This is a genomic window from Streptomyces boetiae, from assembly GCF_031845405.1.
Taxonomy (GTDB): domain Bacteria; phylum Actinomycetota; class Actinomycetes; order Streptomycetales; family Streptomycetaceae; genus Streptomyces; species Streptomyces boetiae.
In genome coordinates, this window is record NZ_JAVREN010000001.1 from 57973 (window position 1) to 81073 (window position 23101).

The following is a 23101-nucleotide window of genomic DNA, read 5'->3' on the forward strand; positions in this document are numbered from 1 at the left end:
AACGAGACGGAGGGACCCCGGCATGACGAACCCGCCCGCCGGCCGCCACCGCAGCGACATCGGCCGCAGCCTGGAGCTGATGTGGCGGGGCCCCGAGCGGTCGGGCCGGGGCCCGAAGCCGGCGCTCACGCTGGAGGGGATCGTCGGCGCGGCCGTTCACCTGGCCGACCGGGAGGGCCTGGCGGCCCTGTCGATGCGCCGGGTCGCGGCCGAGCTGGGCGTGGGCACGATGTCGCTCTACCGGTACGTCCCCGGCAAGGGCGAGCTGCTCGACCTGATGGTGGACCACGTCTCGGGGCCCCCGGCCGAGGTCCGCGCCGCCCGGGAACAACGCGAGGGGCGGGCCGGGAAGGACTGGCGGGCCGTGCTCCAGCTGATCGGCGAGACGACCTACCGCCTCTACCGCGCCCACCCCTGGCTCCTCCAGGTCAACCAGTCCCGCCCGCTGCTGGGCCCCAACACCCTCCTCGGCCTGGACTTCGCGCTCGGCGCCCTGGACGGCCTGGGCCTGGGCAGCCGGGAGCGGATCAGCGTGATCATGACGCTTGACTCGTTCATCACGGGGATCGCGCGCCAGCACGTCCTCAGCCGCCTGGCCGCGGAGGAGACCGGCATCAGCGACGAGGACTTCTGGGCCGCTCAGGTTCCCCTGATGGAGTCCGCGATGGCCTCCGGCGCCTACCCGCACGTCTTCTCCCTCACGGAGGACGCCTTCTCGGTGGCCGAGGAGGACATGCTCCGCTTCGGCCTGACCCGCATCCTGGACGGCATCGAGACCTTCCTCGGGAACGCGGCGGCCGAACGCCAGGCGTCCGGGCCCGAAGCGGGGGCGGGCGTGCGCGCCCGCGGATGAACGCGGCGGGGCGGAGTTCCGCCGGGTGAGCAAAGAACCGGGCCGTGGCACGGGGGCGTTGACAGCCCGGGAGGCGGGGGCCAGTCTTTTCGCTCACCATGGAGGGAAATATCGCCGGCGCACCCCCGTCCGGCCCCCTCCGCTCTCGGCTCTCGTCGGCGGCTGAGCAAGGAGTGTGCGGATGTCCGGAGTGATACGGCGCGGCCTGGCCGCCACCCTGGCCTCGGTCTGCGTCGCGGCGGGGGCGGTGGTGGCCGTGGCCGTCGCCGGTCCGGCGGCCGGCGCGGCCGGGGACTTCTACCAGCCGCCCGCGCCCCTCCCGGCCGGGCGGGACGGCGATGTGATCCGGTCCGAGCCCGTCTCCTACGTGGACGGCGGCGCCCAGGCCACCCGCGTCATGTACCTCTCCCGGGACATCGACGGCGCCCCCGTCCCCGTGACCGGCACCGTCCTGGTCCCGGACGAGCCGTGGCCAGGGCCGGGACCGCGGCCCATCGTCGCCTACGGCTCCGCCACCGTCGGCGCCGGCGACGAGTGCGCGCTCTCCCGCACCATGGCCGGCGAGGGCCGCTCCGACGCCCTGGCCATCCAGCGCGGCGTCTTCGTCAACCCCCTCCTAGAGCGCGGCTTCGCCGTCGCGCAGACCGACTTCCAGGGCAGCGGCACCCCGGGCGACCCCACCTTCATGGCCCGGCTCCCCCAGGCCCGCGCCATGCTGGACGTCCTCCGCGCGGCCCAGCGCCTGCCCGGGGCCGGCCTGGCGGACGACGGCCCGGTGGGCATCACCGGCTATTCACAGAGCGGCGGCGCCTCCGCCGCAGCCGCGGAGCTGGCCCCCGACTACGCCCCCGAACTGGACCTGCGCGGCGTGTACGTCGGCGCCGCGCCCACGGACATCACCGAGGTGGCCCGGAAGACCGACGGCGGCTACGCCGGCGGCATCCTCTCCCTCGCCCTCCTCGGCGCCAACGCCGCCTATCCGGAACTGGACGTGGACGGCAGCCTGCTCAACGACCGCGGCCGGGGCATCCTCGACAGCGTCCGCGGCCTGTGCACGATGGAGATCGGCTTCCGCTACCCCTTCCTGCGCACCTCGTCGATCACCGCCGACGGCCGCCCCCTCGCCGACCACCTCACCGCGGGGCCGTTCCGCAGGCTCGCCGACGAACAGCGCATCGGCACCCTCACGCCGGACGCTCCGGTCCTCATCGAGCACCCCCTCACCGACGACCTGGTCCCCTACCGGCTCGGCACGCGGCTGGCCCGGGACTGGTGCGCGCGGGGCAGCACCGTCGAGTTCCGGACGCTGCACACCTTCCCCTTCGTGCTCTCCCACGTCGCGGCGACCGGGGACGCCGCCGAGCACTCGGGCGCCTGGCTCGCGGACCGGTTCGCCGGCCGCACGCCCCGCAGCACCTGCTGACCGGCCCCGTTCACCCGGCGGCGCCGGGCCGGAGCCTGGCGAGGGCGTCGGGTGCCTCGACGGCCAGCCGGATCAGGCCGCCCGCGGTGAACTCGGTGAGGAGGTTGATCACATCCTCGTCCTCCGGCCTGGCGCCGGGCCACTTCAGCTTGACCGCCGCGTCGGTCATGGCGGAGTACAGGGCCATGAGGAGGACGTCGACCCGGCCGATGTCGATGCCCGCCTCGGCCCAGCGCCGGCGGCTGGCCGCGCCGACCGCCTCGGCGTAGCGCCCGCGGAGGTACTCGGAGACCGGGTGGCCCAGCTCCTCCGCCAGCTCCCCGATCGCCCGGGCCTCAGGGTTCTCCGCGAGGAACCTGAACAGCCAGCGATAGCCGTTGCGGACCCAGTCGGTGAGCTCCATCTCCCGGTCGTCGGCGAAGGCTTCGCCGATCGCCCGGTCCGCCCGCTCGCGCAGGTCCTCCAGCACGTGGCCGAACAACGCCCGCTTATCGCCGAACTGCTCGTAGACCGACCGCCGTGACACCCCGGCGTCGCGGGCGATGCCCTCCACGCTCGCCTGCATGCCGTGGACGGCGAACGCCCGGCGCGCCGCCGCCAGGACCCGGACGCGGAACTCCTCGGCCGGGAGGTTGCGCGGCCGGCCGCGCCCGCGTGGGCCCGCGGCCGGCGTCGGTCCGGTGGGCATGGGCTCAGTTCTACCACCCGTCTCTCCCGCCGGCCGGGGAGAGCGGTCCGCGGACCTTGGCCCGCGGCCGGGAATCGCGGGCGGGGGACGGGCCGGGGTCCGGCGTGGTCTCATCTGCGGGCCGAGTCGTCGGAACGAGCCCAGCGCGGTCACCGTCAGCACGCGGCGCGGGTGGGGAGAGAAGGGCGCGGAACCGGAGCGCCGCTCCGGACCCTGCGGGGCACCACCCTACGGAGCACTGCTCCGATTGATCGGGGCCCGGCGGGGCAGGGGCCCGGGGCACGCATCGAGAAGGACCGACACCGGGAGGACCGCACATGCCGGACGCGGGCACGGAGCTGCGCGCCGACGCGCGGCGCAACCGCCAGACGCTGCTGGACGTCGCGCGGCGCGTCATCGCCGAGCAGGGCACCGACGTGTCCCTGCGCGAGGTGGCCCGGCGCGCCGGGGTGGGCATCGGCACCCTCTACCGGCACTTCCCCAGCCGGGAGGCGCTGCTGGAGGCCGCCCTCCAGGAGGGCCTGGACGCGCTGCGCGCCGAGGCCGAGGCCGCGCTGGACGCGCCGGACCCCGCCCGCGCCCTGTCCGACTGGCTGGAGCGCTTCTCGCTGCGCTCCAGCGCCTGGTGCGCAGTCCCCGGCACGGTGCTGAACGCCATGGAGAACGCCGACTCCGAGGTGCACGCCGCCTCCGCCGCGATGGCCGCCTCGCTCGGCCGGCTGCTGGCCCGCGCGCAGGAGGCGGGCGCGGTCCGCGCGGACGTGGACGCCGAGGACCTGCTCACCGCCGCCAAGGCCGTGGGCTGGCTCGCGGAGTGCGCCCCGCCCGAACGCACGGCCCGGGTGATGGCGGTCCTGCGCGACGGGCTGGCAACCTGAACGTCCCGCGCAGGGAGGGTCGTTGCGGCTCAGGTGGTGCGCAGCACCTCGCGCGCCACCTGGATGAACCGCTCGAACGCCTCCCAGTACGGCCCGTAGCACTCCTGGAACTCCCGCTCCGCGGCGGCCAGTTCCTCGCCCGTGACCGCGTCGTCGGCCAGGGCCCGCAGCGCCACCCAGAACGACCGCGCGTGCTCCCGCAGTTCGCGCGCCGCCTCCGCGGCCTGCGGCGGGCCCTCCAGGTCGATCAGCCGCACGCAGCGCCGGAAGCGCGCGTACTCCTGGCGTTCGCGGATCAGCAGCTCCTTGCGCGCCGCGCGCCGCTCCCCCGGGTCCTGAAGCTTCAGCGTGTCCGAGACGACCCAGTAGAACTCGGCCATCTCATGCACCCGTTCGATCAGGTCCAGGTAGGCGGTGCGGCGGCTGTCGCGCTGCTCCGAGCGCCGCTGGGTGTCGGCCGCCGCGTTCGCCTGGATGCGCGCGGCCCGGGCGTTGCCCCGGTTGGTGACCCAGCTCGCCAGGATGGCGGTGGCCCCGGTGAGGGCGGCGACCCAGACCGCGGTGTCCACCGGCCGCCCGTCAGCCGCGGCGCCGGGTGGCGACCGTGACGCAGGCGCCCGCGAGCAGGGCGAGCGCCGCCAGCAGGGCGAACGCCGGGAGCGCCGCCGGCAGGCCCGTGTCCGCCAGCTCGGGGCGGGGCGCGGGCGCGAACTCGGGGCTCGCCTCCGGCACTTCGGGGGCCCCTACGCGGAACTCCGCGTGGTGGGAGGCCGGGAGCGATGGCCCGGGCAGCGAGTCTGCGCGCGCCACGGCCGCGGGCAGCAGCACGAGCGGCAGCGCCAGGGCGCCGGTGGCCAGACGGCGGGCGTACGTCATGGGTCACCTCGGGGCGGTAACGGGCGGGGCGGCGTAGCGCGTTGCCCGAAGCATGTCACGAGGACCGGCGCCGCCGCAGGGAACGGGCCCCGAGTACCACGACAGCGGCAAGTATCACAGCGGTGGTGACGGTGACCGAGACGCCGCCCTCCCCGTCCCCGCCCCCGTCGCCGCTCCCGGCCTCCGCGCGGTCCCGGCCCTCCCGGCCGTCCTCCCGCCCCGGCGGCGTCTCCTCCGCCGCCTCGTCCTCGGCGGCCACCGAATCGGGCCGCGTCTGCCCCGTCAGCGGCGCCGGCTCGACCTCGCTGCCCGCCCCCTCGCCGCCGAAGAGCAGCGTCCGCCCGTCCGGGGAGAACGCCACAGCCTCGCCCTGCGTCGGCCCGCGCGGCACGATCCGCTGCGCCAGCGGCTCCGGATCCTCGCCGTCCCCGCGCCACCGGTACATCTGCGTGGTGAAGTACCCGCGCAGCATCAGCCGGGAGCCGTCCGGGGAGAACGCCCCGTCGGTGACCCAGAGGTCGATGTCCGCGACCGGCTCGAAGACGTTCACGCCGGAGGCCGACAGCTCCTCGGGCCCGGCGTACAGCGCGCCGGTGCCGTCGTCCTGCTTATCGGCGATCCAGACCCGGCCGGTCCCGGGGTGGACCATCAGCGCCTCGGCGTCGCGCGGGCCGTCGGCGTAGCGCACCGTGAACACCTCGGGCGTCACCGTGGCGTCGGCCAGCTCCTCCGGCTCGGGCAGCCGGTAGATCCACACCTCCGGCCACTCCACCCCGTCGTTGTCCCCGATGTCCCCGACGTACAGCGCCCCGTCAGGCCCCCGCGATATCGCCTCCATGTCGCGGCCGGTCACCCCGGCCAGCGTCACGGTGGCCACGGTCTCGCCGGTCGCGCTGTCCACGGCGTAGAGGTTGGGGGCCACGTCCTGGTCGTTGTGCGTCCAGTACACCCCCGGGTGCAGCCCGCTCGCGACCAGGCCGCTGGCCTCCGTGATCCGCGGATCGCTGATCGTGAACTCCTCCGGCGCGCCGCCCTCCTCCTGCTCCTGGGAAACGGCCGCGGCGGGCGCGGCGAGACACAGGGCGGCGGCGGCACCCACGGCGGCGGAGAGGAACGAACGCGACGGCATGCGGACAAGCCTGCCACTGCCCCGGTCACGATCCGCTGACGGCCATGGTCTTCCTGAGCCCGCGGCACGGCCGTTTCGCGAAGATATATCCGCCATTGGGCACAAAGCAGTCACGCGTGTTGCGGCCGGTAACCGCCCGTCCCTAGGTTCTCGCGGCATGAGTGACTTCGGACAAACCCCGCAGCAGCCGGGCCAGGCGCCCGGCTTCCCGCCCCCGCCCCCGGCCCCGGCCGGGCCCGGCGCCGGCATCAGCCAGCAGCTCCGCACCCTCCTGATCGTCGGCCTGGCGGGCTCCGCCCTGGCGTTCCTGGGCACCTTCCTGCCCTGGATCACGGCGGAGGCCCCGGAGGACCTGGGCGGCGGGTCGGATTCCGCCAACGGCATGGTGGGCGACGGCGTCTTCACGCTGATCGCCGCGATCCTGGCCGTGGCCCTGTTCGCCGCCGCCTTCCAGCAGAAGAAGATCGTCCTCGCCGCCGCGGCCGGCATCCCGGCCCTCATCGGCGCGATCTTCGCGTTCCTCAACGTCTTCGACCCCGAGCGGCTGGCCCGCGCGGACCTGGAGGACCAGGGCGCGACCTCCGAGCAGATCGACATGGCCCTGGAGGTGTTCGACCTCTCCTCCGGCATCGGCATCTACCTGGTGACCCTCGGCTTCCTCGCCGCCCTGGTCGCCGCCGCCCTCGCGGGCCTGCGCGCCCGCGCCGGCCAGTGACCCTTCCGTTACGGGGGAACACACAAAGAGCGGCCGCCACGTCCCCGGACGCGGCGGCCGCTCTTGCCTGGAGCGGGCTCCAGGGCGTTGGCTGGGCGGCATGAAATACACGCAGCTGGGACGTACGGGGCTCAAGGTCAGCCGGCTGGTCCTGGGGACCATGAACTTCGGGCCGCAGACGGACGAGGCGGACTCGCACGCGATCATGGACGCGGCGCTGGAGGCGGGGGTCAACTTCTTCGACACCGCCAACGTCTACGGCTGGGGCCCGGACAAGGGGCGCACCGAGGAGATCATCGGGAGCTGGTTCGCGCAGGGCGGCGGGCGGCGCGAGAAGGTCGTGCTGGCCACCAAGGTCTACGGCTCGATGGGCCCCGACGGCGAGCGGACCTGGCCGAACTTCGACCGGCTGTCGGCGCTCAACATCCGCCGCGCCGTGGACGCCAGCCTCCGGCGGCTGCGCACGGACCACATCGACCTCTACCAGTTCCACCACGTGGACCGCCGCACCCCGTGGGAGGAGATCTGGCAGGCCATCGAGGTGCTGGTGCAGCAGGGCAAGATCCTCTACGCGGGGTCGAGCAACTTCGCCGGCTGGCACATCGCCCGGGCCAACGAGACCGCCGCGCGCCGCGGCTCCCTGGGCCTGGTCAGCGAGCAGTGCCTCTACAACCTCGCCGAGCGCCGCGCCGAGATGGAGGTCATCCCGGCTGCCGAGGGCTACGGCCTGGGCGTGATCCCGTGGTCGCCGCTGCACGGCGGCCTGCTGGGCGGCGCGATCCGCAAGGAGCGGGAGGGCGGCGGCTCCCGCAGCACCTCCGGGCGTTCCGCCGACGCGCTGGCCAACAGCTCGCTGCGGGCGCAGGTGCAGGCGTACGAGGACCTGCTGGACAAGCACGGCCTGGCCCCCGGCGAGGCCGCCCTGGCGTGGCTGCTGACCCGGCCCGGCGTCACCGGGCCGATCGTCGGCCCGCGGGTGGCCGAGCAGTTGGAGTCGGCGGTGCGGGCGGTGGACCTGGAGCTGAGCGCGGAGGTGCTGGCGGGGCTGGAGGAGATCTTCCCGGGCCCGGGCGCCTCGCCGGAGGCTTTCGCCTGGTAACGCCCGTGGCCGGGCGGCGTCGCGCGCTCCGGGGTGCGGCGCCGCCCGGTCGAGTCGGGTCCGGTCCGGCCGGGTCCCATCCGGCTCAGGCCGTGTACTGGTACGCCGGGTACGTCAGGTACCCCGCGTCGCCGCCCTGGAAGTACGTGGCCTCGTCGGCGGGGGCCAGCGGCAGGCCGGTGCGCAGGCGCTCGACCAGGTCGGGGTTGGCGATGAACGCCCGGCCGAAGCTGATGAGTTCGGCGCCCAGGCCCAGCCAGTGGCCGGCCTCGGCCCGCCCGGTCTGCTTGGGCCCCTGCGGGAGCGTCGGGTTCATGATGAGGGTGCCCGGCCACGCCCGGCGCAGCCCGATCAGCACCTCCTCCTCCGCCGTGGCCTCCAGGTGGACGTAGGCCAGGCCGAGCCGGGCCAGCTCGCGCAGCAACTCCCCGTAGAGCGCCGGGACTTCGCGGTCCTCCACCCCCCAGAACGCCGCGCCGGGGGAGAGGCGGATGCCGGTCCGGTCCGCGCCGACGGCCTCGACGGTCGCCTCGGCGGCCTCGACGGCGAAGCGGACGCGGTTGGCGATCGAGCCGCCGTAGCGGTCGGTGCGCAGGTTGGCGTTGGAGGAAAGGAACTGCGAGATCAAGTAGCCGTTGGCGCCGTGCAGTTCGACGCCGTCGAAGCCCGCGTCGAGGGCGCGGCGGGCCGCCTCGGCGTACGAGCGGGCGTGCTCGGGCACCTCGGCCGTCTCCAGCGCGCGCGGCACCGGCGCCGGCTGGGGCCCGGTGGGGGTGAACACCTCCCCGGCGGCGGCGACCGCCGAGGGCCCGACCGGCTGGAGCCCGTTGGTGTCGGGGTGGGAGACGCGCCCGCCGTGCATGAGCTGGGCGAAGATGCGGCCACCGTTGGCGTGCACGGCGGCGGTCACCGGGCGCCAGGAGGCGGCCTGCTCGTCGGTGTGCAGGCCGGGCGTTCCGGGGTTGGACTGCCCGATCAGGCTGGGCTGCACGCCCTCGGAGACGAGCAGGCCGGCCGTCGCCCGCTGGGCGTAGTAGGCGGCCATCGAGGGGGTGGCCAGGCCGCCGGGGGCTGCCCGCACACGCGTCATCGGGGCCATGACCACCCGGTTGGGCAGGGTCAGGTCCCCGAGCCGGTGGCTGTCGAAAAGCGTCGTCACGTCGGACTCCCTCGTGGAGCGGAGCGCCCGGCTTCCGGGCACGAGAGGTACGCTAAAACCTGACATCCACGTCAGGGGCAAGTTCAGGCCCCCGCGATGTGGCACGGATCACGGCGCCGATCACGGCGCGCATCACGGACAGGGAGTCGCATGCGCATCGGTGAGCTGGCCGCGCGGACCGGCGCCAGCGTCCGTTCCCTGCGGTACTACGAGGAGCAGGGCCTGCTGCGCAGCACCCGCAGCGCGGGCGGGCAGCGGCACTACACGGACGCCGAGGCCGAGCGGGTCGCGTTCCTGCGGCGGCTGTACGCGGCGGGCCTCTCCAGCAGCACCATCGCCGAGCTGCTGCCCTGCGTGGAGGCGCCCAGCGAGGAGAACGCCGAGCTGTCGCTGCTGCGGATGGTGCGCGAGCGCGAGCGCCTCTCCGCGCACATCGCGGACCTGCTCCACACCCGCGACGCCCTCGACGCGGTCATCGCCGCCGCCCGCGCCTACCGCGAGGACCTGCGCACCGGCACCCTGGCCCCGGACGACGCGCCGCGCTGCGAGCGCGCTCCCGCCTCCTAGCCGAAGGCCGCCGCCAGGGCGACCACGGCCAGGAGCAGCAGGAGGGCGGCGCTGACGATCCGCGCGCGGGTCTTGGCGTTCACGCGGACCACGGTACGCCCGGCGCCGCGGACGCTCCCACGCCGGGCGTTCCTCCACCGGCCGCCCCCGGCGTGCCCACGCGCGCTCCCACGCCGCGCTCCCCCGGGCGTGCTCACGCCGGGGCCGTCAGCTCCTCCGGGTCGCGGGGGACGAGGGCCACGCCGCGGCGGCCGGCCCGCAGGCTGATGCGCAGGCGCAGGCCGCCGATCCTGGCCAGGACCAGGGCGACGGCGACCGAGGCCGCCGCGCAGATCGCGCCGCCGGCCAGCAGGCCGGTCCGGGCGCCGAACTCGTCCGAGAGCCAGCCCATCAGCGGGCCGCCGAAGGGCGTTCCCCCGACGAAGACCATCATCATCAGGCTGACCACCCGGCCCCGCATCGCCGGGTCGCTGGCGAGCTGCACCCCGGCGTTCACCGTCACCTGGAACGTCATCGCGACCACGCCGACCACCGGCATCAGCGCCGCGAAGACCAGGAAGGCGGGCGCCAGCGCCGCCACCATCAGCAGCGCGCCGAACAGGGCCGCCGCCGCGACCGTGAACCGCAGCCGCCGGCTGCCGCGCCGGGCCGCGATCAGCGCGCCGGTCACCGAGCCGACCGCCATCAGCGAGGTGAGCAGGCCGTAGGTGCCGGCGTCGGCGTGGAAGACCTGGTCGGTGAAGGCGACCAGCCAGATCGGGAAGTTGTAGCCGAACGTCCCCACGAACCCGATCAGCGTGATCGGCCACAGCAGCTCGGGGCGGCTGCCGACGTACCGCAGGCCCTCGCGGAGCTGCCCCTTGGCGCGCGGCGCGCGCTCGGCCGGGGTCAGCTCGGCGGTGCGCATCATCAGCAGGCCGAGCACGGGGGCGAGGAAGGACAGGCCGTTGTAGAGGAACGCCCAGCCGCTGCCCACGGTGGTGATCACCACGCCGGCGACGGCGGGGCCGACCAGGCGGGCGGACTGGAAGTTGGCGGAGTTCAGCGAGACGGCGTTGCGCAGCAGGCGCGGGCCGACGATCTCGGAGACGAAGGTCTGGCGGGCGGGGTTGTCGACGACCGTGGCCAGGCCGACGGCCAGGGCGAGGGCGTAGACGTGGTAGACGTTCACCGCGCCGCTGAGGGTGAGCGCGGCGAGGGCGAGGCCCGTCAGGCCCAGGACGGACTGGGTGGCCAGCAGCAGGCGGCGCTTGTCGAAGCGGTCGGCCAGGACGCCGCCGTAGAGGCCGAAGAGCAGCATCGGCAGGAACTGCATCGCGGTGGTCACGCCGACGGCGGCGGCCGAGCCCGTCAGCTCGTGCACCAGCCAGTCCTGGGCGATGCGCTGCATCCAGGTGCCGGTGTTCGATATCGCGGAACCCACGTAATGGATGCGGTAGTTGCGGACGCGGAGGGAGGCGAAGGTGGAGACGCGGGGGCTGGTCGTCGCGGTCGTCGTGGTCTGGGATGCGGGTGCGGAGTCTCCTCCGGGTCCCGGACTCACCGTGTAAACCTCCTTCGTGCGGTGGTGGCGGGGCGGGGCGTGGGGCCGCGGGGCGCGGCCCTCACAGGTGGGCCAGCTTGTGCAGGATCGGGGCGGCGGCGCGCAGGGTGGCCCACTCGTCCTCGTCCAGGCCCTCGGCCAGCTCGGCCAGCCAGGCGTTGCGCTTGCCGCGGCTGGCCTTCAGCATCGCCTCGGCCTGGTCGGTGGCGGCCACGAGCTTCTGGCGCCGGTCGTCGGGGTGCGGCCGGAGCGCGACCAGGCCGCGCTCCTGGAGCAGCGTGATGATGCGGGTCATGGAGGGCGGCTGGACGTGCTCCTTGCGGGCCAGCTCGCCGGGGGTCATGGCGCCGCAGCGGTCCAGCGTTCCCAGAGCCGAGAGCTCGGAGAGCGTCAGGGTGCGGTCGACGCTGAGGTGGCGCATGCGGCGGTTGAGGCGCTGGGCGGCGACGCGCAGCGTGTTCACCGCGGCGGCGTCCTCGGGGCCGTCCAGGGTCGCGTGGGGCTTGGGCACCGGCTCACTCTCTCGGGCTCTGGGGCTTCTGTCTGCGGGCTCACTCATTAGCTTGCCTAACGAAAGAGTACGACGCCAGGGGCGCGCCGCGCATTTCCGTACCGCGAGTAGGGTGGGCGCGTGCGCTGGGGAGACTGGACAAGCGGCAAGCGGGAGGCACCCGAGCCCCTGGAGGGCAACGTGGTCGCCACCATCCTCGTCGGCGTCCTGACCTGGGGCGTCCTCTTCGTCGCCCAGGTCCCCTTCTACGGCTGGTACGCCGACCACGGCCATGAGTGGTGGATCTGGACCTGCCTGGCCGGCTCCGTCTGCGGCCTCCCGGGCCTGTGGTACGTCCGCCGCCGCGACGCGGCGATCAGGGCCGCGCGGACGACGGAGCCGGACGACGGCCCCGCGGCGGACTGACGCACGCGGGCCGTCCCGCGCGGCCCGCGCGCCTCGTCACGGGCAGGGGTCGCGCCAGGCGTCCAGGGAGAGGCGTTTGGTCATGGAGCTCAGGCCCAGGGCGGTCGTTTCGGCGCAGTAGTCCTCGGGGGCCAGGGCGTATTCCGCGTGGAAGACGGCCTTGCCGGCCTCGATGAAGGGGGTGAGGCGGTCGCACTCGCCGAACTCGGCGCATTCCTCGTTGACGGCGAAGTCGAAGTCGTCGACGAGCTCGGGGATTTGGGGGAGGTCGTTCTTCAGGCCGACGGAGAGGCCGCGCTCGTGGGCGAGGTCGGCGATCATGCGGTTGTAGGCGAGCTGGTCCCCGGCGGTGAGCGGGAAGCCGGTGTCGTTGAGATAGCCGTCGAGGAGGTCGGGTTCGACCGCGTCGAAGCCCTTGTCGCGGCACAGGTCCATGCGGGCGGCCATCAGCGGGCGGAGGGTGTCCAGGGCGCGGATGTCGAGCCAGCGTTCGCCCTCCCAGCCGTTGCCCTCGCCGCGCAGCTCCCCGGGGAAGGCATCGGCGTCGGGGCGGAAGTCCTCCCAGGCGCCGGCGTTGATGTAGCAGATGACGCGGACGCCGCGCTCGTGGAGGGCGGCGACGTCCTCGGCGGTGGACTCGAAGCCGTCGATGTCGTAGACGGGAACGTCCACGGTGAGGTCCAGGCGGCCGGAGAGCTGCCACTGCCAGGGCGTTCCCGGCCCGGGGACCCACAGAGCGGCCGGGGATTCCGGCGTGGAGCCCGAGCAGGCCGCGAGCAGGAGGCAGGCCAGGGCCGCCGCCCCCGCGCGGGCGCGGCTCAGTCGAACCACCGCTCCGTCTCCAGCTCCTCCGCCCGCTCCGGGTCCTCCAGCAGCGCCGCCAGCTCGAAGCGGCGCGGCCACTGCCCCGCCGCCCAGGCCAGCCCGGCGGCCAGGCCCTCGACCGTGGCGGCGTGCAGCGTGCCGTCCGGGGTGAGCCGCCAGTCCAGCTCCACGCCGTCCACGATCAGCTCGTCGTGCTCGCGGTAGGTGCCGGGAACGTCCGGCCCCAGCAGGTCCCGGGCGGCCTCGGGCACGTCGCGGGCAACGCCCTCGGCGGCGGGAACGGCCGGAAGCGCGGCGCTCAGCGGGCGCACGTCCAGGACGGCGGCCAGCGCGGCGGCCCGGGCGGGCGGGACGGGCAGCAGGGGAAGGCCGGCGGCCAGCGGCAGCAGGTCGGGGGTGTCCGCGACCAGGGCCTCGGAGGCGTCCACCACGGCCGGGGCGCCGTCCCGGACGGCGCGCAGCGCCTCGGGCAGGGTGACGGCCTCGGGGTCGAGGCCGGCCAGCAGGGCGTACAGGCCGTGCAACTGGGCCGGGGTGACCGGGCGTCCGGGGTCCGCGAGGCGGGCCAGGAGGTCGGCGGCCCCGCCCGGCTCGGCCAGCAGGGCGCGGGCGGTGGTGCGCACGCCCAGGGCGTGCAGCACCTCCTCGTCGGCCTCGGCGGTGTCGGCCTCCTCGTAGAGCCCGGCCAGCAGCGGGTCGCCGCCGGCCGAGCGCAGGCCCGCCGGGCGGCGCCCGCCCAGCACGGGGGCGCCGCGCAGCCACCAGGCGGTGTAGGGGCGGGCGCGTTCGAGGGTGCCGTCGGGCATCCGCACGCGCAGCGGCGTGGTCAGGGCCTGCCGGAACGGGGGCCGGGAGAGCAGTTCGAGGGCCAGAGGCCACTGGTCGTCGTCGACGAGTTCGAGGTCGCGGACGGCGAGGAGCTGCGGCGCCACGGGGGGCAGGGAGGCGGGCGGCAGGGCGTCGAGCACGTCCTCGCACCACACGTCCACCACGTCCAGCAGGCCGACGTCGTCGGGCTCGGCCCAGTCCGCGTCTCCCGGCTCCAACTGGTCGGGGTCCAGGACGACATCCTCGGCCGCTATCAACGCGAAGTCGGCCTGCACGCCGACGGCGGTCAGCGCCGCCTCGCCCCAGCGCTCGGCCAGCTCCCCGTCGCAGGCGGCGAGTTCGCCCTCCCGGATGACCCGCTGGAACAGGCTTCCGGGGTAGACCAGTTCGCCCGCGGGGGTGAGGTCGCCGTCCTCGTCGGGCAGGCCCAGGGCGGCCAGCCACGGCTCCTCGCCGGGCGCCAGCTCGGCGTCCCGGGCCAGGGCGAGGACCGTCTCGGCCAGCTCCTCGGGCGGCACGGCCTCCTCGTCCCAGACCTCCGGGTCGGCGGAGGCCGCCACCGCGGCGCGGACCTGCGGGGTGGACAGGACGGCGCGCGGGGTGGCCGGGGCGGCGCCCAGCTTCTCCAGCAGCGGGTGCGCGGCCTCGGGGTGGGCCACCTTCAGGCCGAGCCGGGCCAGCCCGGCGGGGTCGGTGCCCGGCAGGGGCAGCAGCACGCGGCGCGGCCCGAGGGTGGTGCGCCCGTCGCCGGTGGCCAGGGGCACGGGAAGGCCGGTCAGCAGCTCGGGGTCCACGCCGGCCAGCGACTCGTACAGGCGGTGCCACCAGGAGGGCGGGCGTTCCACCCCGGCCAGGCGGTCGATGATCTCGCCCAGCGAGACCCGCTCGACCTCCAGCACCCGCAGCTCGGCGCGGCGCTCCAGGCCGGCGGGCAGCAGCGCGGGGACGAGGTCGGCCAGCACGGTCAGGGTCTCGCCCCCCGCGCCCTCGACCAGCTCGGCCTCGCTGGGCCGCAGCGGGACCGGCACCTCGGCGGCGCTGGGCAGGAACGCGGCGGCCGGCAGCCGCCGCAGCACCGCCTCCCGCAGCCGGGCGTCGAGTTCGCCCCGCCCGAGGGGGCCGGGGACCAGGCCGAGGGAGTCGGCGGTGACCGGACGCCAGTCGGCCAGCAGCGCGGCGTAGGCGTCGGCGGCCCGGCCGAGCAGGAAGTCGGTGAGCGGGCCGGGCGCGACGTGCCGCCGCGTGGGGTCGAGGGGGAACGCCGCGATCAGCAGCGCGGGCAGGCCCAGCGCGTCGTCGGTGGGCGTGGGGGCGTGCACGACGGGGGCGCTCGTGGGCGGCACGGGCGAGCCCTCGGCGTCCACGGGAACGGCCCAGGTGACGGACCAGTGGCGGCGTTCCCGCTCCTCCAGCGGGCGGTCCTGGAGGAGCTCGGGGTCCGCCAGGCCGCTGTCGGTGGCCACGCGCCAGCGGGTGGAGCGCACCGCGCTCCCGGCCGGGCCCGGCTCCTCGGTGATCTGGGTGTACGGGCCGAACTGGCGGCGGGTGAGGGTGCGCGAGCCGCCCGGGGTGACGACGGTGACATCGGCCAGGCCGGGCAGGGTCAGCAGCAGCGTGTCGTCCACGGCGTCGAGGAGGCGGGTGACCAGGTCCTCGGCGGCGGCGTCGCGCAACGGCAGGGTGACGGCGGTGTCGTAGCCCTCTGGCACGGGCGGCGGCCCGGGGTGGGGCAGGGGCAGGCGCAGCAGCGGGACGGCGTGCCGCCCCCCGGCCCTGCGGTCCAGCTCGGCGGCCAGGCGCGGGCTGTCCCCGGCGGCGGCGCGGGCCAGCTCGGCGGCCTCGGCCAGCGACCAGCGCACGGCCCCGGCGGCGCCGGCGATCGCGGGGGCGTCGGAGACGGCCAGGACGGCGGCGAACCCGACGCCGAAGCGGCCCACGGACGCGCCGGCCGCGGGGTCTGCGTCGTCGCGCTTGGCGGAGGCGCGCAGGGTGGACAGCGACTCGACGCCGACGGCGTCCAGCGGGGCGCCGGTGTTGGCGGCGGTGAGGACGCCGTCGCGCAACGACAGCAGCAGCCGGCCGGGGTGCCCCGCGCGGGCGGCGGCGTCGGCGGCGTTCTGCGCCAGCTCGGTGACCACGCGGTCGCGGTACCCGCCTCTGGCCAGGTCCTCCTCGGCGTTGGCGTCCTCACGGAAACGGGCCGCGGAGGCGGCCCAGGCGTCGAGCACACCCCGCCGCAGCCGGTCGGTCTCGAAGGGCTCGCCACGGGCCCCGGTGTCGGTCGTCACGCATGCGACAGTACCGCCCCGGCGGGCCCCCGGCGGGCCCCACCGGGCGCTTGCGGAACGGCCCCCTCAACGCCCCTGGCGGGCGCGGCCCTTCCCCGTGCCGGACCCCGCTTCCCACCGAAGTGCGGCCTCAGCCACGGACGTTGACGACGCACTCCACCGAACGCTGCCTACGGGCACGCACCGACGCCACGACGGCCCCGGCCGTTCGGAAAACAGCCGGGCCACGGCACTCGGCCCGAAGCCCCCGCGCAACGGCCGACCTCGGGCATCCGCGCGGCGGCCCGCCGCGGGCGCAGACGCACCGCGCCCTGCCCGGGAACGCCGACTCGCGGCCCCCGCGCAGCGGCCCGCCGGAGGCGTTCGCGGAACGGCCGACCCGCAGCCCTCGCGCAGCGACCCGCCGCAGGCGTACGCGGAACGACCCGGATTGTGGGCGCCACGCCCGACCCGGGGCGTTGACCAACCGCGCCGCCCCCGGCCGTTGGCAAACGGCCGTCGCGCGACGGCCCGCCGCAGGCGTTCGCGGGACGCTCCGCCCGGGGCGTTCACCCGACGGCCGCCCCGGCGAGCGTGCCGCCTCAGCCGCGCAGCGAAACGCGGAGCGTTACAGCGGGTCCGCGCCCATGTGGTCGATGACCGGGGAAGGGGGGGTGGGCGCGGGCGGGGAGACGGCGGCCTCGGAGTGGCCGCCGCAGCCGTAGCGGAGGGAGACGACGTGGCCGTCGGCCGGGGAGTAGACGTTGGCGCAGACGCCGAAGGCCTGGCGCAGCGAACCGGCCATCGGCAGGAGGAAGCCGCAGCTTACGCAGTTCGCGGGGGCGGCGGCGGCCATGGGGGTCTCGGGGCCGAACGCCTCGTCCCAGCGGTCCGCGGCCTCGCTCAGCCCGTACCAGGACAGCACCCGGCGCCGGCCCATGCCCGGGTCCGCGACCACGTCGGCCACCTCGCCACGGTCGCCGGCCTCCCGCTCGGGCGCGTCCGCGACGAAGCCGGGCTCCAGGCGCGGGTCGTCGCCCTCGATGGGCAGCAGGTCGCCGGGCCCCAGGTCGCCGGGCCGCAGGCGCTCGCTCCAGGGCACCCACTCCGGCGCCAGCAGCGCCTCCGGCCCGGGGGTCAGCGCGACCTCGTCCACCGTGACGTAGCGGGCGCGGGCGGCGCGGGCGACGGTGACGCCCCAGCGCCAGCCGGGGTAGCCGGGCAGCTCGCTGGCGAAGAAGTGGGTGACCACCCGGTCGCCCTCGGCCACGGCCCCCAGGTAGGGCCCGAGCGGCTGGGGGTGCGCCACCTCGGCGGCGACCTCCCGGGCGAGCTGGACCGCGTCGGCGCACAGCCGGTCGGGGGTCCGGCTGCGCGCGGCGGTCGCGGTGGCCGTCGCCGTGCCCGCGGTCGCGGTGGACGCGGCGGCGTCGCTGCCGGCACTCCCTGCATTCATGACGAACTCACTCCTACGCCGTTGTGCGTGCGGGGCGCCCGGGAGCGGACTTCAGCCGACGGAGCGGACACCGGGACCGCTGCGACGCCGCGCTGTACGTAGGCAAGGCGCACCGTCCGCCCACGCTACCGCACGTGCCGCCGGCACGCGCACGTGCTCCCCATGCCGGGGAAGCCCGCGCGAGCACGCGCGGAAGAAGCGCGGAAGAAGCCCGGAAGGAACCGCGTAAAGGCGGTAAACGGGCGGTGAGAACCGGCGGTCCGGCCGGGCCCCGGCCTTAGGCTGGCAGCCGTGGCTGCTGGCGGTTCGTCCTCCGACATCGGGACTACGAGGGCTGAGGGCCGCGCGGGCCGCGCCGCCCGCGCCGTCCGTGCGGCGGCTCGCGCCCTGCCGGTGGTGCCCAGGGCCCTCGCCCGCCGCGTCCGCCGCGCCACGCATGCGCACGGCGCCGGCGAATCGGGCCTGTCCAAGCTGATCGAGCTGCACGCGGTGCACTCCGCGGGCGACATGCTGGTGACGATGGCCCTGGCCTCCACCATCTTCTTCTCCGTGCCCACGGACGAGGCCCGCGGCCGGGTCGCGCTGTATCTGGCCGTCACCATGGCCCCGTTCGTGATCCTCGCCCCGGTCATCGGGCCGCTGCTGGACCGCGTGCCGCACGGGCGGCGGGCGGCGATGGCGGTGGCGCTGCTGGCCCGCGGCGGCTTGGCGCTGGTGATCGCGGGCGCGGTGGTGGGCGGCGGCCTGGGCCTCTACCCGGCGGCGCTGGGCGTGATGGTCTGCTCCAAGGCGTACAACATCGTGCGCGCCGCCGTGGTCCCCCGCCTGCTCCCCGCGCGCGGCATCTCGCTGGTGAAGGCGAACGCCCGCATCACGCTGACCGGCCTCATCGCGGCGGGCGCGGTCGCGCCCATCGGCCTGGCCCTGAACGCCATCGGCGAGCGGTGGCCGCTGTACGGGGCCTGCGCGCTGACGGTCGTGGGCGCGTTCCTCTCCTTCCGGCTGCCCGGCCAGGTGGACCTCGCCGGCGGCGAGCGCACGATGCACCTGGCCGAACTCGCGGAGGCGCGCGCCGCGCTGGCCTGGGAGCGGGAGGAGGGGCACGGCGGCGGGGGCGTGCGCGGGGTGATGCGCGGCCTGGGAACGCCCGTGCTGAAGGCGCTGTTCGCGAACGCGGGGCTGCGGGCGCTGTCGGGCTTCCTGCTGTTCTTCATGGCCTTCCTGCTGCGCAACGAACCGCTGCCCGGCCTGACCGCGGCCTTCTCGCTGGGCCTGGTGGGCCTGGCGGCCGGGGCGGGCAACGGCCTGGGCAACCTGCTGGGCAACTGGCTGCGCGCCCGCGCCCCCGAGCTGATCCTGCTGGCGGTGCTCGCGGTGGCGCTGACCACGGCGACGGCCGCGGCCGTGTCGTACCTCGCCGTTACGGTGGTACTGGTGTGCGCGGCGGCCGGGATCTGCCAGGCCCTGGGCAAGCTGTCGCTGGACGCGATGATCCAGCGGGACGTTCCCGAGGTGGTGCGCACCTCGGCGTTCGCGCGCTCGGAGACCTCGCTCCAGCTCGCCTGGGTGGCGGGCGGCGGGGTGGGCATCATCCTGCCGCTGGACGGGCCGCTGGGGATGCGGGTGGCCGCCGCCGTGGTCCTGCTGGGCACGGCGGCCTCGGTGCGCGGGCTGCTGGGCGGGGCCAGGCGCGGCACGCCGCACCCCCGCGTCCGGTGACCACCGCGGGCGCGTTAACCTGCCCGCATGACTGCGATCTCCATGGGCCGCCGGGTCCTCCGCACCGCGCTGGCCGCGGGCGCCGCCGGGGCGGCGCTGGTGGCGCTGACGGGGTGCGAGCGCCCCGCGCCCAACGCCCACTTCACGCTGGGGTCGCACACGACCTCCCGCGAGCCGGTGGAGAACTGCCACGCCGAGCACGGCGACGGCGCGCTGGGCGCCGAGCGGGTGCAGGAGTGCATCGAGAACACCGAGGACGTCGTGGCGTTCACGGCCGGGCACGGCGACACCCTGCGGGTGGGCGTGGACCCGGAGGTGGCCGAGGACGGCTGGCTGCTGTTCTACAACGGTGTCCTCTACGACTCGACGCCCTTCACCAGCACCTACCAGACCTTCGAGGTCGACGAGCTGTACGCGGCCTTCGACGAGCGCAACCCCAACCCCGGCGCGCTGCCGGAGCGGCAGGAGATGCGGCTGCTGGTCGCGCAGGTCAACGACGAGTACGACCGCGAGTCGATCTGGTCCTCGGAGTCCGACGAGCAGTACCGGGAGCGGATGTTCGGCTCCTTCGAGGGCGTGTGGAATGTGGACCTGGAGCCCGAGGACTGACGCCCTCCGAGGACTGAGGACATAGCCCTGGACCTGACCGGCACGAGACGCGTTCTGGTGGTCACCGCCGTCCCGCCCGAGCGGGACGCGGTGGTCCTGTCCGCGGGCGCGGCGCCCGAGCCGCTGCCGCTGCTGGACCACCTGGTCCTGCACCGGGTCCGGCCGCCGGGCCGGGGCGGGAACGGGCCGGGCGGGCTGCTGGTGGACACGCTCGCGGCGGGCGTGGGGCCCGCCGCCGCGGCGGCAGGGACCTCGGCTGTGCTGGCGCTGGCGCCGGGGGCGTACGAGGTGGTGATCTCGGCGGGGATCGCGGGCGGGTTCGCGCCGGCGGTGGCCGTGGGGGGCACGGTGGTGGCCTCCGCGATCGTGGCCGCCGACCTGGGGGGCCAGACCGCCGAGGGGTTCACGGACGTGGCGCAGATGGGCGTCGGGGTGGTGGCGCACCGGCCGCCCCCGGGCCTGGCGCGGGCGCTGGCCGAGGCGGCGGGCGCGGTCCTGGCGCCGGTGCTGACCGTCTCCACCGTGACCGGCACGGCGCCGCGCGCGGAGGAGCTGGCCGGGCGGCACGCGGGCGCGGCGGCGGAGGCGATGGAGGGCTTCGGGGTGGCAACGGCCGCCGCCCTGTTCGGGGTTCCGGCGCTGGAGGTGCGCACGGTGTCCAACGCGGTGGGCCCGCGCGACCGGGCCGCCTGGCGCATCCCGGAGGCGCTGCGGGCGCTGACGGACGCCTTCGCCGCGATCTGGCCGGTGCTGGACGGGCGGCAGGTGATGGACGTGCGGGAGGCGCGGGACGTGCCGGACGTGCGGGACGACGACAGCGGGAGGAATCGTGGCGGACGCGTTCCCTGAGGCGGGCGGCGGGGCGTTGAGCATCGCCTATTCGCCCTGTCCCAACGACACCTTCGTCTTTCACGCCTGGGCCCACGGGCTGGTGCCGGGCGCCCCGGCGGTGGACGTGACGTTCGCGGACATCGACGTCACCAACGGCCTGGCGGAGCGCGGCGAGGGCGACATCCTCAAGGTCTCCTACGCCGTGCTGCCCTGGGTGCTGGAGGAGTACGCGCTGCTGCCCTGCGGCGGGGCGCTGGGGCGCGGGTGCGGGCCGCTGGTGCTCACCCGCGAGGCCGGGACCCCTGCCGGTCTGGCCGGCCGCACCGTTGCCGTTCCCTCCGAACGGTCCACCGCCTACCTGCTGTTCCGGCTGTGGGCGGCCGAGGCCGTGCCCGGCGGGGTGGGCCAGATCGTGGTGCTGCCCTTCCACGAGATCATGCCGGCGGTGCGCGACGGCCGGGTGGACGCGGGCCTGGTGATCCACGAGGCGCGGTTCACCTTCCACCGCTACGGGCTCCAACGCCTCGCGGACCTGGGCGAGTTCTGGGAGGCGAGCACCGGGCACCCCATCCCGCTGGGCGCGATCATCGCGCGGCGCTCGCTGGGCGAGGAGCGGCTGCGCACGATCACGGAGGCCATCCGCGCCTCGGTGCGGCGGGCCTGGGCCGACCCGGCGGCGAGCGGGGCGTACGTGCGGGAGCACGCGCAGGAGATGGACGAGGCCGTCGCCGAGGCGCACATCGGCCTGTACGTCAACGAGTTCACCGAGGACCTGGGCAGGGCCGGGCACGCGGCGGTCCGGGAGCTGCTGGAGCGCGCCGCGCGGGCGGGCCTGGTGCCCGCCGCTCCGGGGCTGTGAGCGGGCCGGGCGGGCGGGCCCTCCTCAGACGTCGAGCTGGTCGGCCACCGCGCGCAGCATGCCGGCGATCTTCCGGCCGCTGACGCGGTCGGGGTAACGGCCGCGCTCAAGCTGCTGGGAGACGCCGTCGAGGAGGGTGGTGAGGTCCTGGACGATGGAGGCCAGCTCGTCGGGCTTGCGCCGCTGGGCGGCGGCCACCGAGGGCATCGGGTCGAGCAGGGTCACGGACAGCGCCTGGTCGCCGCGCTGTCCGGCGACGACGCCGAACTCCACGCGCTGGCCGGGCCGCAGGGTGTCCAGGCCGTTGGGCAGGGCCGAGGAGTGCACGAAGACGTCGCCGCCGTCGTCGCGGGAGAGGAAGCCGAAGCCCTTCTCGCTGTTGAACCACTTGACCTTGCCGGTAGGCACGTGTCCTCGTCCTCGCGCTCGACTGGCCGCCCGCCGGCCAGTGCTGCCGTCCTTGATTCCATACCGAAGCGGCGGGCCGCGCGGACCCGCCACCTCCCAGGCTAATCGCCCCCGGCCCGGTGACAAGATGGCGCCGGGCCGTTTCGGAGGATGACTGCCCCGCCCTCCGGTGACTATGCGCTCGTGGGACGCTGGTGACATGAGTGACAGTGAGCTGCTCCCCGGACCCGGCGACCGGCTGGTCCGGGCCGGGGGCGTGATCTTCGCCGTGGGCGCGGTGGCGACCGTGATCACGGTGGTCCCCCTGCTGATCGGGGCCGACCCGCTGCCCACCGCGGCCTACCTCGTCTCCATGCTGATGGGCCTCGGGTTCGCGGTGGCGGCGGCGGGCCTGCTGCGCTCGATGGCCCACCAGCGGGCGTTGGCCCGCCCGGCCGCGAGGGACGAGGCGTAGCCCTGGCCGGGCGGCCGTAGCAGCGTTGCCCTGCGGGCGGCTTTTCCCGGCGGCCTGCCCCGTAGGCGGCTTGCCCTGCGGGCCGCTTGCCCTGCGGGCCGCTTGCCTCGCAGACGGCTTGCCCTCCGGGCCGCCTGCCCTGCGGGCGGCCTGCCTCGCAGGCGGCTTGCCCTGCGGGCGGCCTGCCCCGGAGGCGGCTTGCCCTCCGGGCCGCTTGCCCCGCAGGCGGCCTGCCCCGCGGGCAGGCGGTCCCCGCCGGGCCGTGACGGGCGACTCCTTGAGGACGTACGGCGTCCGTGGGTGCCCCGCGGCCGGTGGCGCGCGGCCCGGCCCGGCGGGAGCAGGGGCCTCAGGCCGCCCCGACGTGAGCGTCCAGCCAGGCCGGGAAGGCCGTGAGGTCCGGCAGGACCGCCTCGGCGCCGGCCTCGGCCAGGGCGGCGGCGTCGCAGGGGCCCGTGGCGACGGCGACGGAGAGGGCGTTCGCGGCGTGGGCGCCCCGGACGTCCGCGGTGTGGTCCCCGACGTAGACCGTCGCGCCGTGCGTGCGCAGCGCGCCCGCCTTGGCCTCGGCCCACAGGTCCCCGATCACCGCGTCCGCGTCCAGGCCGAGGTGGGCGACGTGGCGCTTGGCGTTCTCCTCGTACTTGGCGGTGACCACGATGGCCCGCCCGCCGTGCGCGTGGACGGCGGCGATGGCCTCCCGGGCGCCGGGGAGGGCGGGAACGGCGTCGATGGCGCGCGTGACGTAGATCTCGCGGTAGCGGGCGGCGACGGCCGCGATCCGCTCCGCGGGGAACCAGTGCGCCAGCTCCTCCTCCAGCGGCGGGCCGAGCCGGCTGACGGCCAGGTCCGCGTCGATGAACGACCCGGTCTCCTCCGAGAGTTGGCGGTAGGAGGCGTGGATGCCCGGCCGGGAGTCGATCAGGGTCATGTCGAGATCGAAGCCGACGGTGAGGCGGCGAAGGGGCGTGTTCAGGGAAGGCGGCATACCGGTAGTGT

At 75.7% G+C, this 23101-nt stretch carries 24 protein-coding genes; 12 read left to right on the forward strand and 12 right to left on the reverse strand.

Annotated elements, in window-relative coordinates; genetic code table 11:
• The first annotated feature begins 22 nt into the window (after window positions 1-22).
• Window positions 23-853 carry a TetR/AcrR family transcriptional regulator gene (locus tag RM780_RS00260; protein WP_311628313.1) on the forward strand — a complete coding sequence of 277 codons (831 nt, stop codon included), beginning with the start codon at window positions 23-25 and terminating at the stop codon, window positions 851-853.
• A 181-nt stretch (window positions 854-1034) separates the two neighbouring features.
• Window positions 1035-2276: a lipase family protein gene (locus RM780_RS00265; RefSeq protein WP_311628314.1), complete on the forward strand. Its 1242-nt coding sequence runs from the start codon at window positions 1035-1037 to the stop codon at window positions 2274-2276.
• A gap of 10 nt (window positions 2277-2286) precedes the next feature.
• Here RM780_RS00265 and RM780_RS00270 read toward each other — a convergent pair whose 3' ends face one another.
• Window positions 2287-2964, reverse strand: coding sequence for a TetR/AcrR family transcriptional regulator (locus RM780_RS00270; RefSeq protein ID WP_311628315.1), 678 nt, complete (start codon window positions 2962-2964; stop codon window positions 2287-2289).
• 317 nt (window positions 2965-3281) lie between these two features.
• On the opposite strand from RM780_RS00270, the gene RM780_RS00275 reads away from it, so the two are divergent.
• Window positions 3282-3842, forward strand: coding sequence for a TetR/AcrR family transcriptional regulator (locus RM780_RS00275; RefSeq protein WP_311628316.1), 561 nt, complete (start codon window positions 3282-3284; stop codon window positions 3840-3842).
• Between the two features lie 29 nt (window positions 3843-3871).
• Here the strand turns inward: RM780_RS00275 and RM780_RS00280 are convergent, their stop codons facing one another.
• From RM780_RS00280 to RM780_RS00290, 3 genes are read right to left on the reverse strand one after another with little or no spacing between them, the layout of a single operon-like run.
• Window positions 3872-4411, reverse strand: a complete 540-nt coding sequence (locus RM780_RS00280; protein ID WP_311628317.1) for a hypothetical protein — start codon at window positions 4409-4411, stop codon at window positions 3872-3874.
• A 10-nt stretch (window positions 4412-4421) separates the two neighbouring features.
• Window positions 4422-4718, reverse strand: a complete 297-nt coding sequence (locus RM780_RS00285; protein ID WP_311628318.1) for a hypothetical protein — start codon at window positions 4716-4718, stop codon at window positions 4422-4424.
• 55 nt (window positions 4719-4773) lie between these two features.
• Window positions 4774-5847: a hypothetical protein gene (locus RM780_RS00290; protein WP_311628319.1), complete on the reverse strand. Its 1074-nt coding sequence runs from the start codon at window positions 5845-5847 to the stop codon at window positions 4774-4776.
• Window positions 5848-6004: 157 nt separating this feature from the next.
• On the opposite strand from RM780_RS00290, the gene RM780_RS00295 reads away from it, so the two are divergent.
• A complete protein-coding gene (locus RM780_RS00295; RefSeq protein ID WP_311628320.1) occupies window positions 6005-6562 on the forward strand; it encodes a hypothetical protein in 558 nt (185 codons plus the stop codon).
• Between the two features lie 100 nt (window positions 6563-6662).
• Window positions 6663-7661 (forward strand): aldo/keto reductase, encoded by a 999-nt coding sequence (locus tag RM780_RS00300; protein ID WP_311628321.1) that lies wholly within the window; start codon window positions 6663-6665, stop codon window positions 7659-7661.
• 85 nt (window positions 7662-7746) lie between these two features.
• Here RM780_RS00300 and RM780_RS00305 read toward each other — a convergent pair whose 3' ends face one another.
• On the reverse strand, window positions 7747-8820 hold the full coding sequence (locus RM780_RS00305; RefSeq protein ID WP_311628322.1) for an alkene reductase: 1074 nt from the start codon (window positions 8818-8820) through the stop codon (window positions 7747-7749).
• A 150-nt stretch (window positions 8821-8970) separates the two neighbouring features.
• Here RM780_RS00305 and RM780_RS00310 point away from each other — a divergent pair, with 150 nt between their 5' ends.
• Window positions 8971-9387, forward strand: a complete 417-nt coding sequence (locus RM780_RS00310; protein WP_311628323.1) for a MerR family transcriptional regulator — start codon at window positions 8971-8973, stop codon at window positions 9385-9387.
• A 193-nt stretch (window positions 9388-9580) separates the two neighbouring features.
• On the opposite strand, the gene RM780_RS00315 is transcribed toward RM780_RS00310, so the two are convergent.
• Both RM780_RS00315 and RM780_RS00320 read right to left on the reverse strand, forming a co-directional pair.
• Entirely contained in the window at window positions 9581-10930 is a 1350-nt protein-coding gene (locus RM780_RS00315) for an MFS transporter (RefSeq protein ID WP_311628324.1), read from the reverse strand.
• Window positions 10931-10991: 61 nt separating this feature from the next.
• Entirely contained in the window at window positions 10992-11489 is a 498-nt protein-coding gene (locus RM780_RS00320) for a MarR family winged helix-turn-helix transcriptional regulator (RefSeq protein WP_394812848.1), read from the reverse strand.
• Window positions 11490-11561: 72 nt separating this feature from the next.
• Here RM780_RS00320 and RM780_RS00325 point away from each other — a divergent pair, with 72 nt between their 5' ends.
• Window positions 11562-11846, forward strand: a complete 285-nt coding sequence (locus RM780_RS00325) for a DUF2530 domain-containing protein (protein ID WP_311628326.1) — start codon at window positions 11562-11564, stop codon at window positions 11844-11846.
• Window positions 11847-11882: 36 nt separating this feature from the next.
• On the opposite strand, the gene RM780_RS00330 is transcribed toward RM780_RS00325, so the two are convergent.
• From RM780_RS00330 to RM780_RS00340, 3 genes are all read right to left on the reverse strand, one after another.
• A complete protein-coding gene (locus RM780_RS00330; protein WP_394812849.1) occupies window positions 11883-12677 on the reverse strand; it encodes an endo alpha-1,4 polygalactosaminidase in 795 nt (264 codons plus the stop codon).
• Window positions 12665-15787 carry a sacsin N-terminal ATP-binding-like domain-containing protein gene (locus tag RM780_RS00335; protein WP_311628328.1) on the reverse strand — a complete coding sequence of 1041 codons (3123 nt, stop codon included), beginning with the start codon at window positions 15785-15787 and terminating at the stop codon, window positions 12665-12667. The genes RM780_RS00330 and RM780_RS00335 overlap by 13 nt, the downstream gene beginning before the upstream one ends.
• A 607-nt stretch (window positions 15788-16394) precedes the next feature.
• Window positions 16395-17222 (reverse strand): DUF3027 domain-containing protein, encoded by an 828-nt coding sequence (locus RM780_RS00340; protein ID WP_311628329.1) that lies wholly within the window; start codon window positions 17220-17222, stop codon window positions 16395-16397.
• 291 nt (window positions 17223-17513) lie between these two features.
• On the opposite strand from RM780_RS00340, the gene RM780_RS00345 reads away from it, so the two are divergent.
• The 4 genes from RM780_RS00345 to RM780_RS00360 are packed head-to-tail and all read left to right on the forward strand — an operon-like array spanning window position 17514 to window position 21240.
• The gene (locus RM780_RS00345; protein ID WP_311628330.1) at window positions 17514-18941 is read left to right on the forward strand and encodes an MFS transporter; all 1428 of its coding nucleotides are present in this window, start codon (window positions 17514-17516) and stop codon (window positions 18939-18941) included.
• 27 nt (window positions 18942-18968) lie between these two features.
• Complete coding sequence (locus RM780_RS00350; protein WP_311628331.1) at window positions 18969-19550, forward strand: hypothetical protein; 582 nt, start codon at window positions 18969-18971, stop codon at window positions 19548-19550.
• Between the two features lie 33 nt (window positions 19551-19583).
• Entirely contained in the window at window positions 19584-20399 is an 816-nt protein-coding gene (locus RM780_RS00355) for a futalosine hydrolase (RefSeq protein ID WP_311628498.1), read from the forward strand.
• Window positions 20380-21240, forward strand: coding sequence for a 1,4-dihydroxy-6-naphthoate synthase (locus RM780_RS00360; protein ID WP_311628332.1), 861 nt, complete (start codon window positions 20380-20382; stop codon window positions 21238-21240). Before RM780_RS00355 ends, RM780_RS00360 begins: the two co-directional genes overlap by 20 nt.
• 24 nt (window positions 21241-21264) lie before the next feature.
• On the opposite strand, the gene RM780_RS00365 is transcribed toward RM780_RS00360, so the two are convergent.
• Entirely contained in the window at window positions 21265-21648 is a 384-nt protein-coding gene (locus tag RM780_RS00365) for a cold-shock protein (protein WP_311628333.1), read from the reverse strand.
• A 199-nt stretch (window positions 21649-21847) separates the two neighbouring features.
• On the opposite strand from RM780_RS00365, the gene RM780_RS00370 reads away from it, so the two are divergent.
• Window positions 21848-22102, forward strand: coding sequence for a hypothetical protein (locus tag RM780_RS00370; protein ID WP_311628334.1), 255 nt, complete (start codon window positions 21848-21850; stop codon window positions 22100-22102).
• A gap of 349 nt (window positions 22103-22451) precedes the next feature.
• Here the strand turns inward: RM780_RS00370 and RM780_RS00375 are convergent, their stop codons facing one another.
• The gene (locus RM780_RS00375; RefSeq protein WP_311628335.1) at window positions 22452-23090 is read right to left on the reverse strand and encodes an HAD family hydrolase; all 639 of its coding nucleotides are present in this window, start codon (window positions 23088-23090) and stop codon (window positions 22452-22454) included.
• Between the last annotated feature and the right edge of the window lie 11 nt (window positions 23091-23101).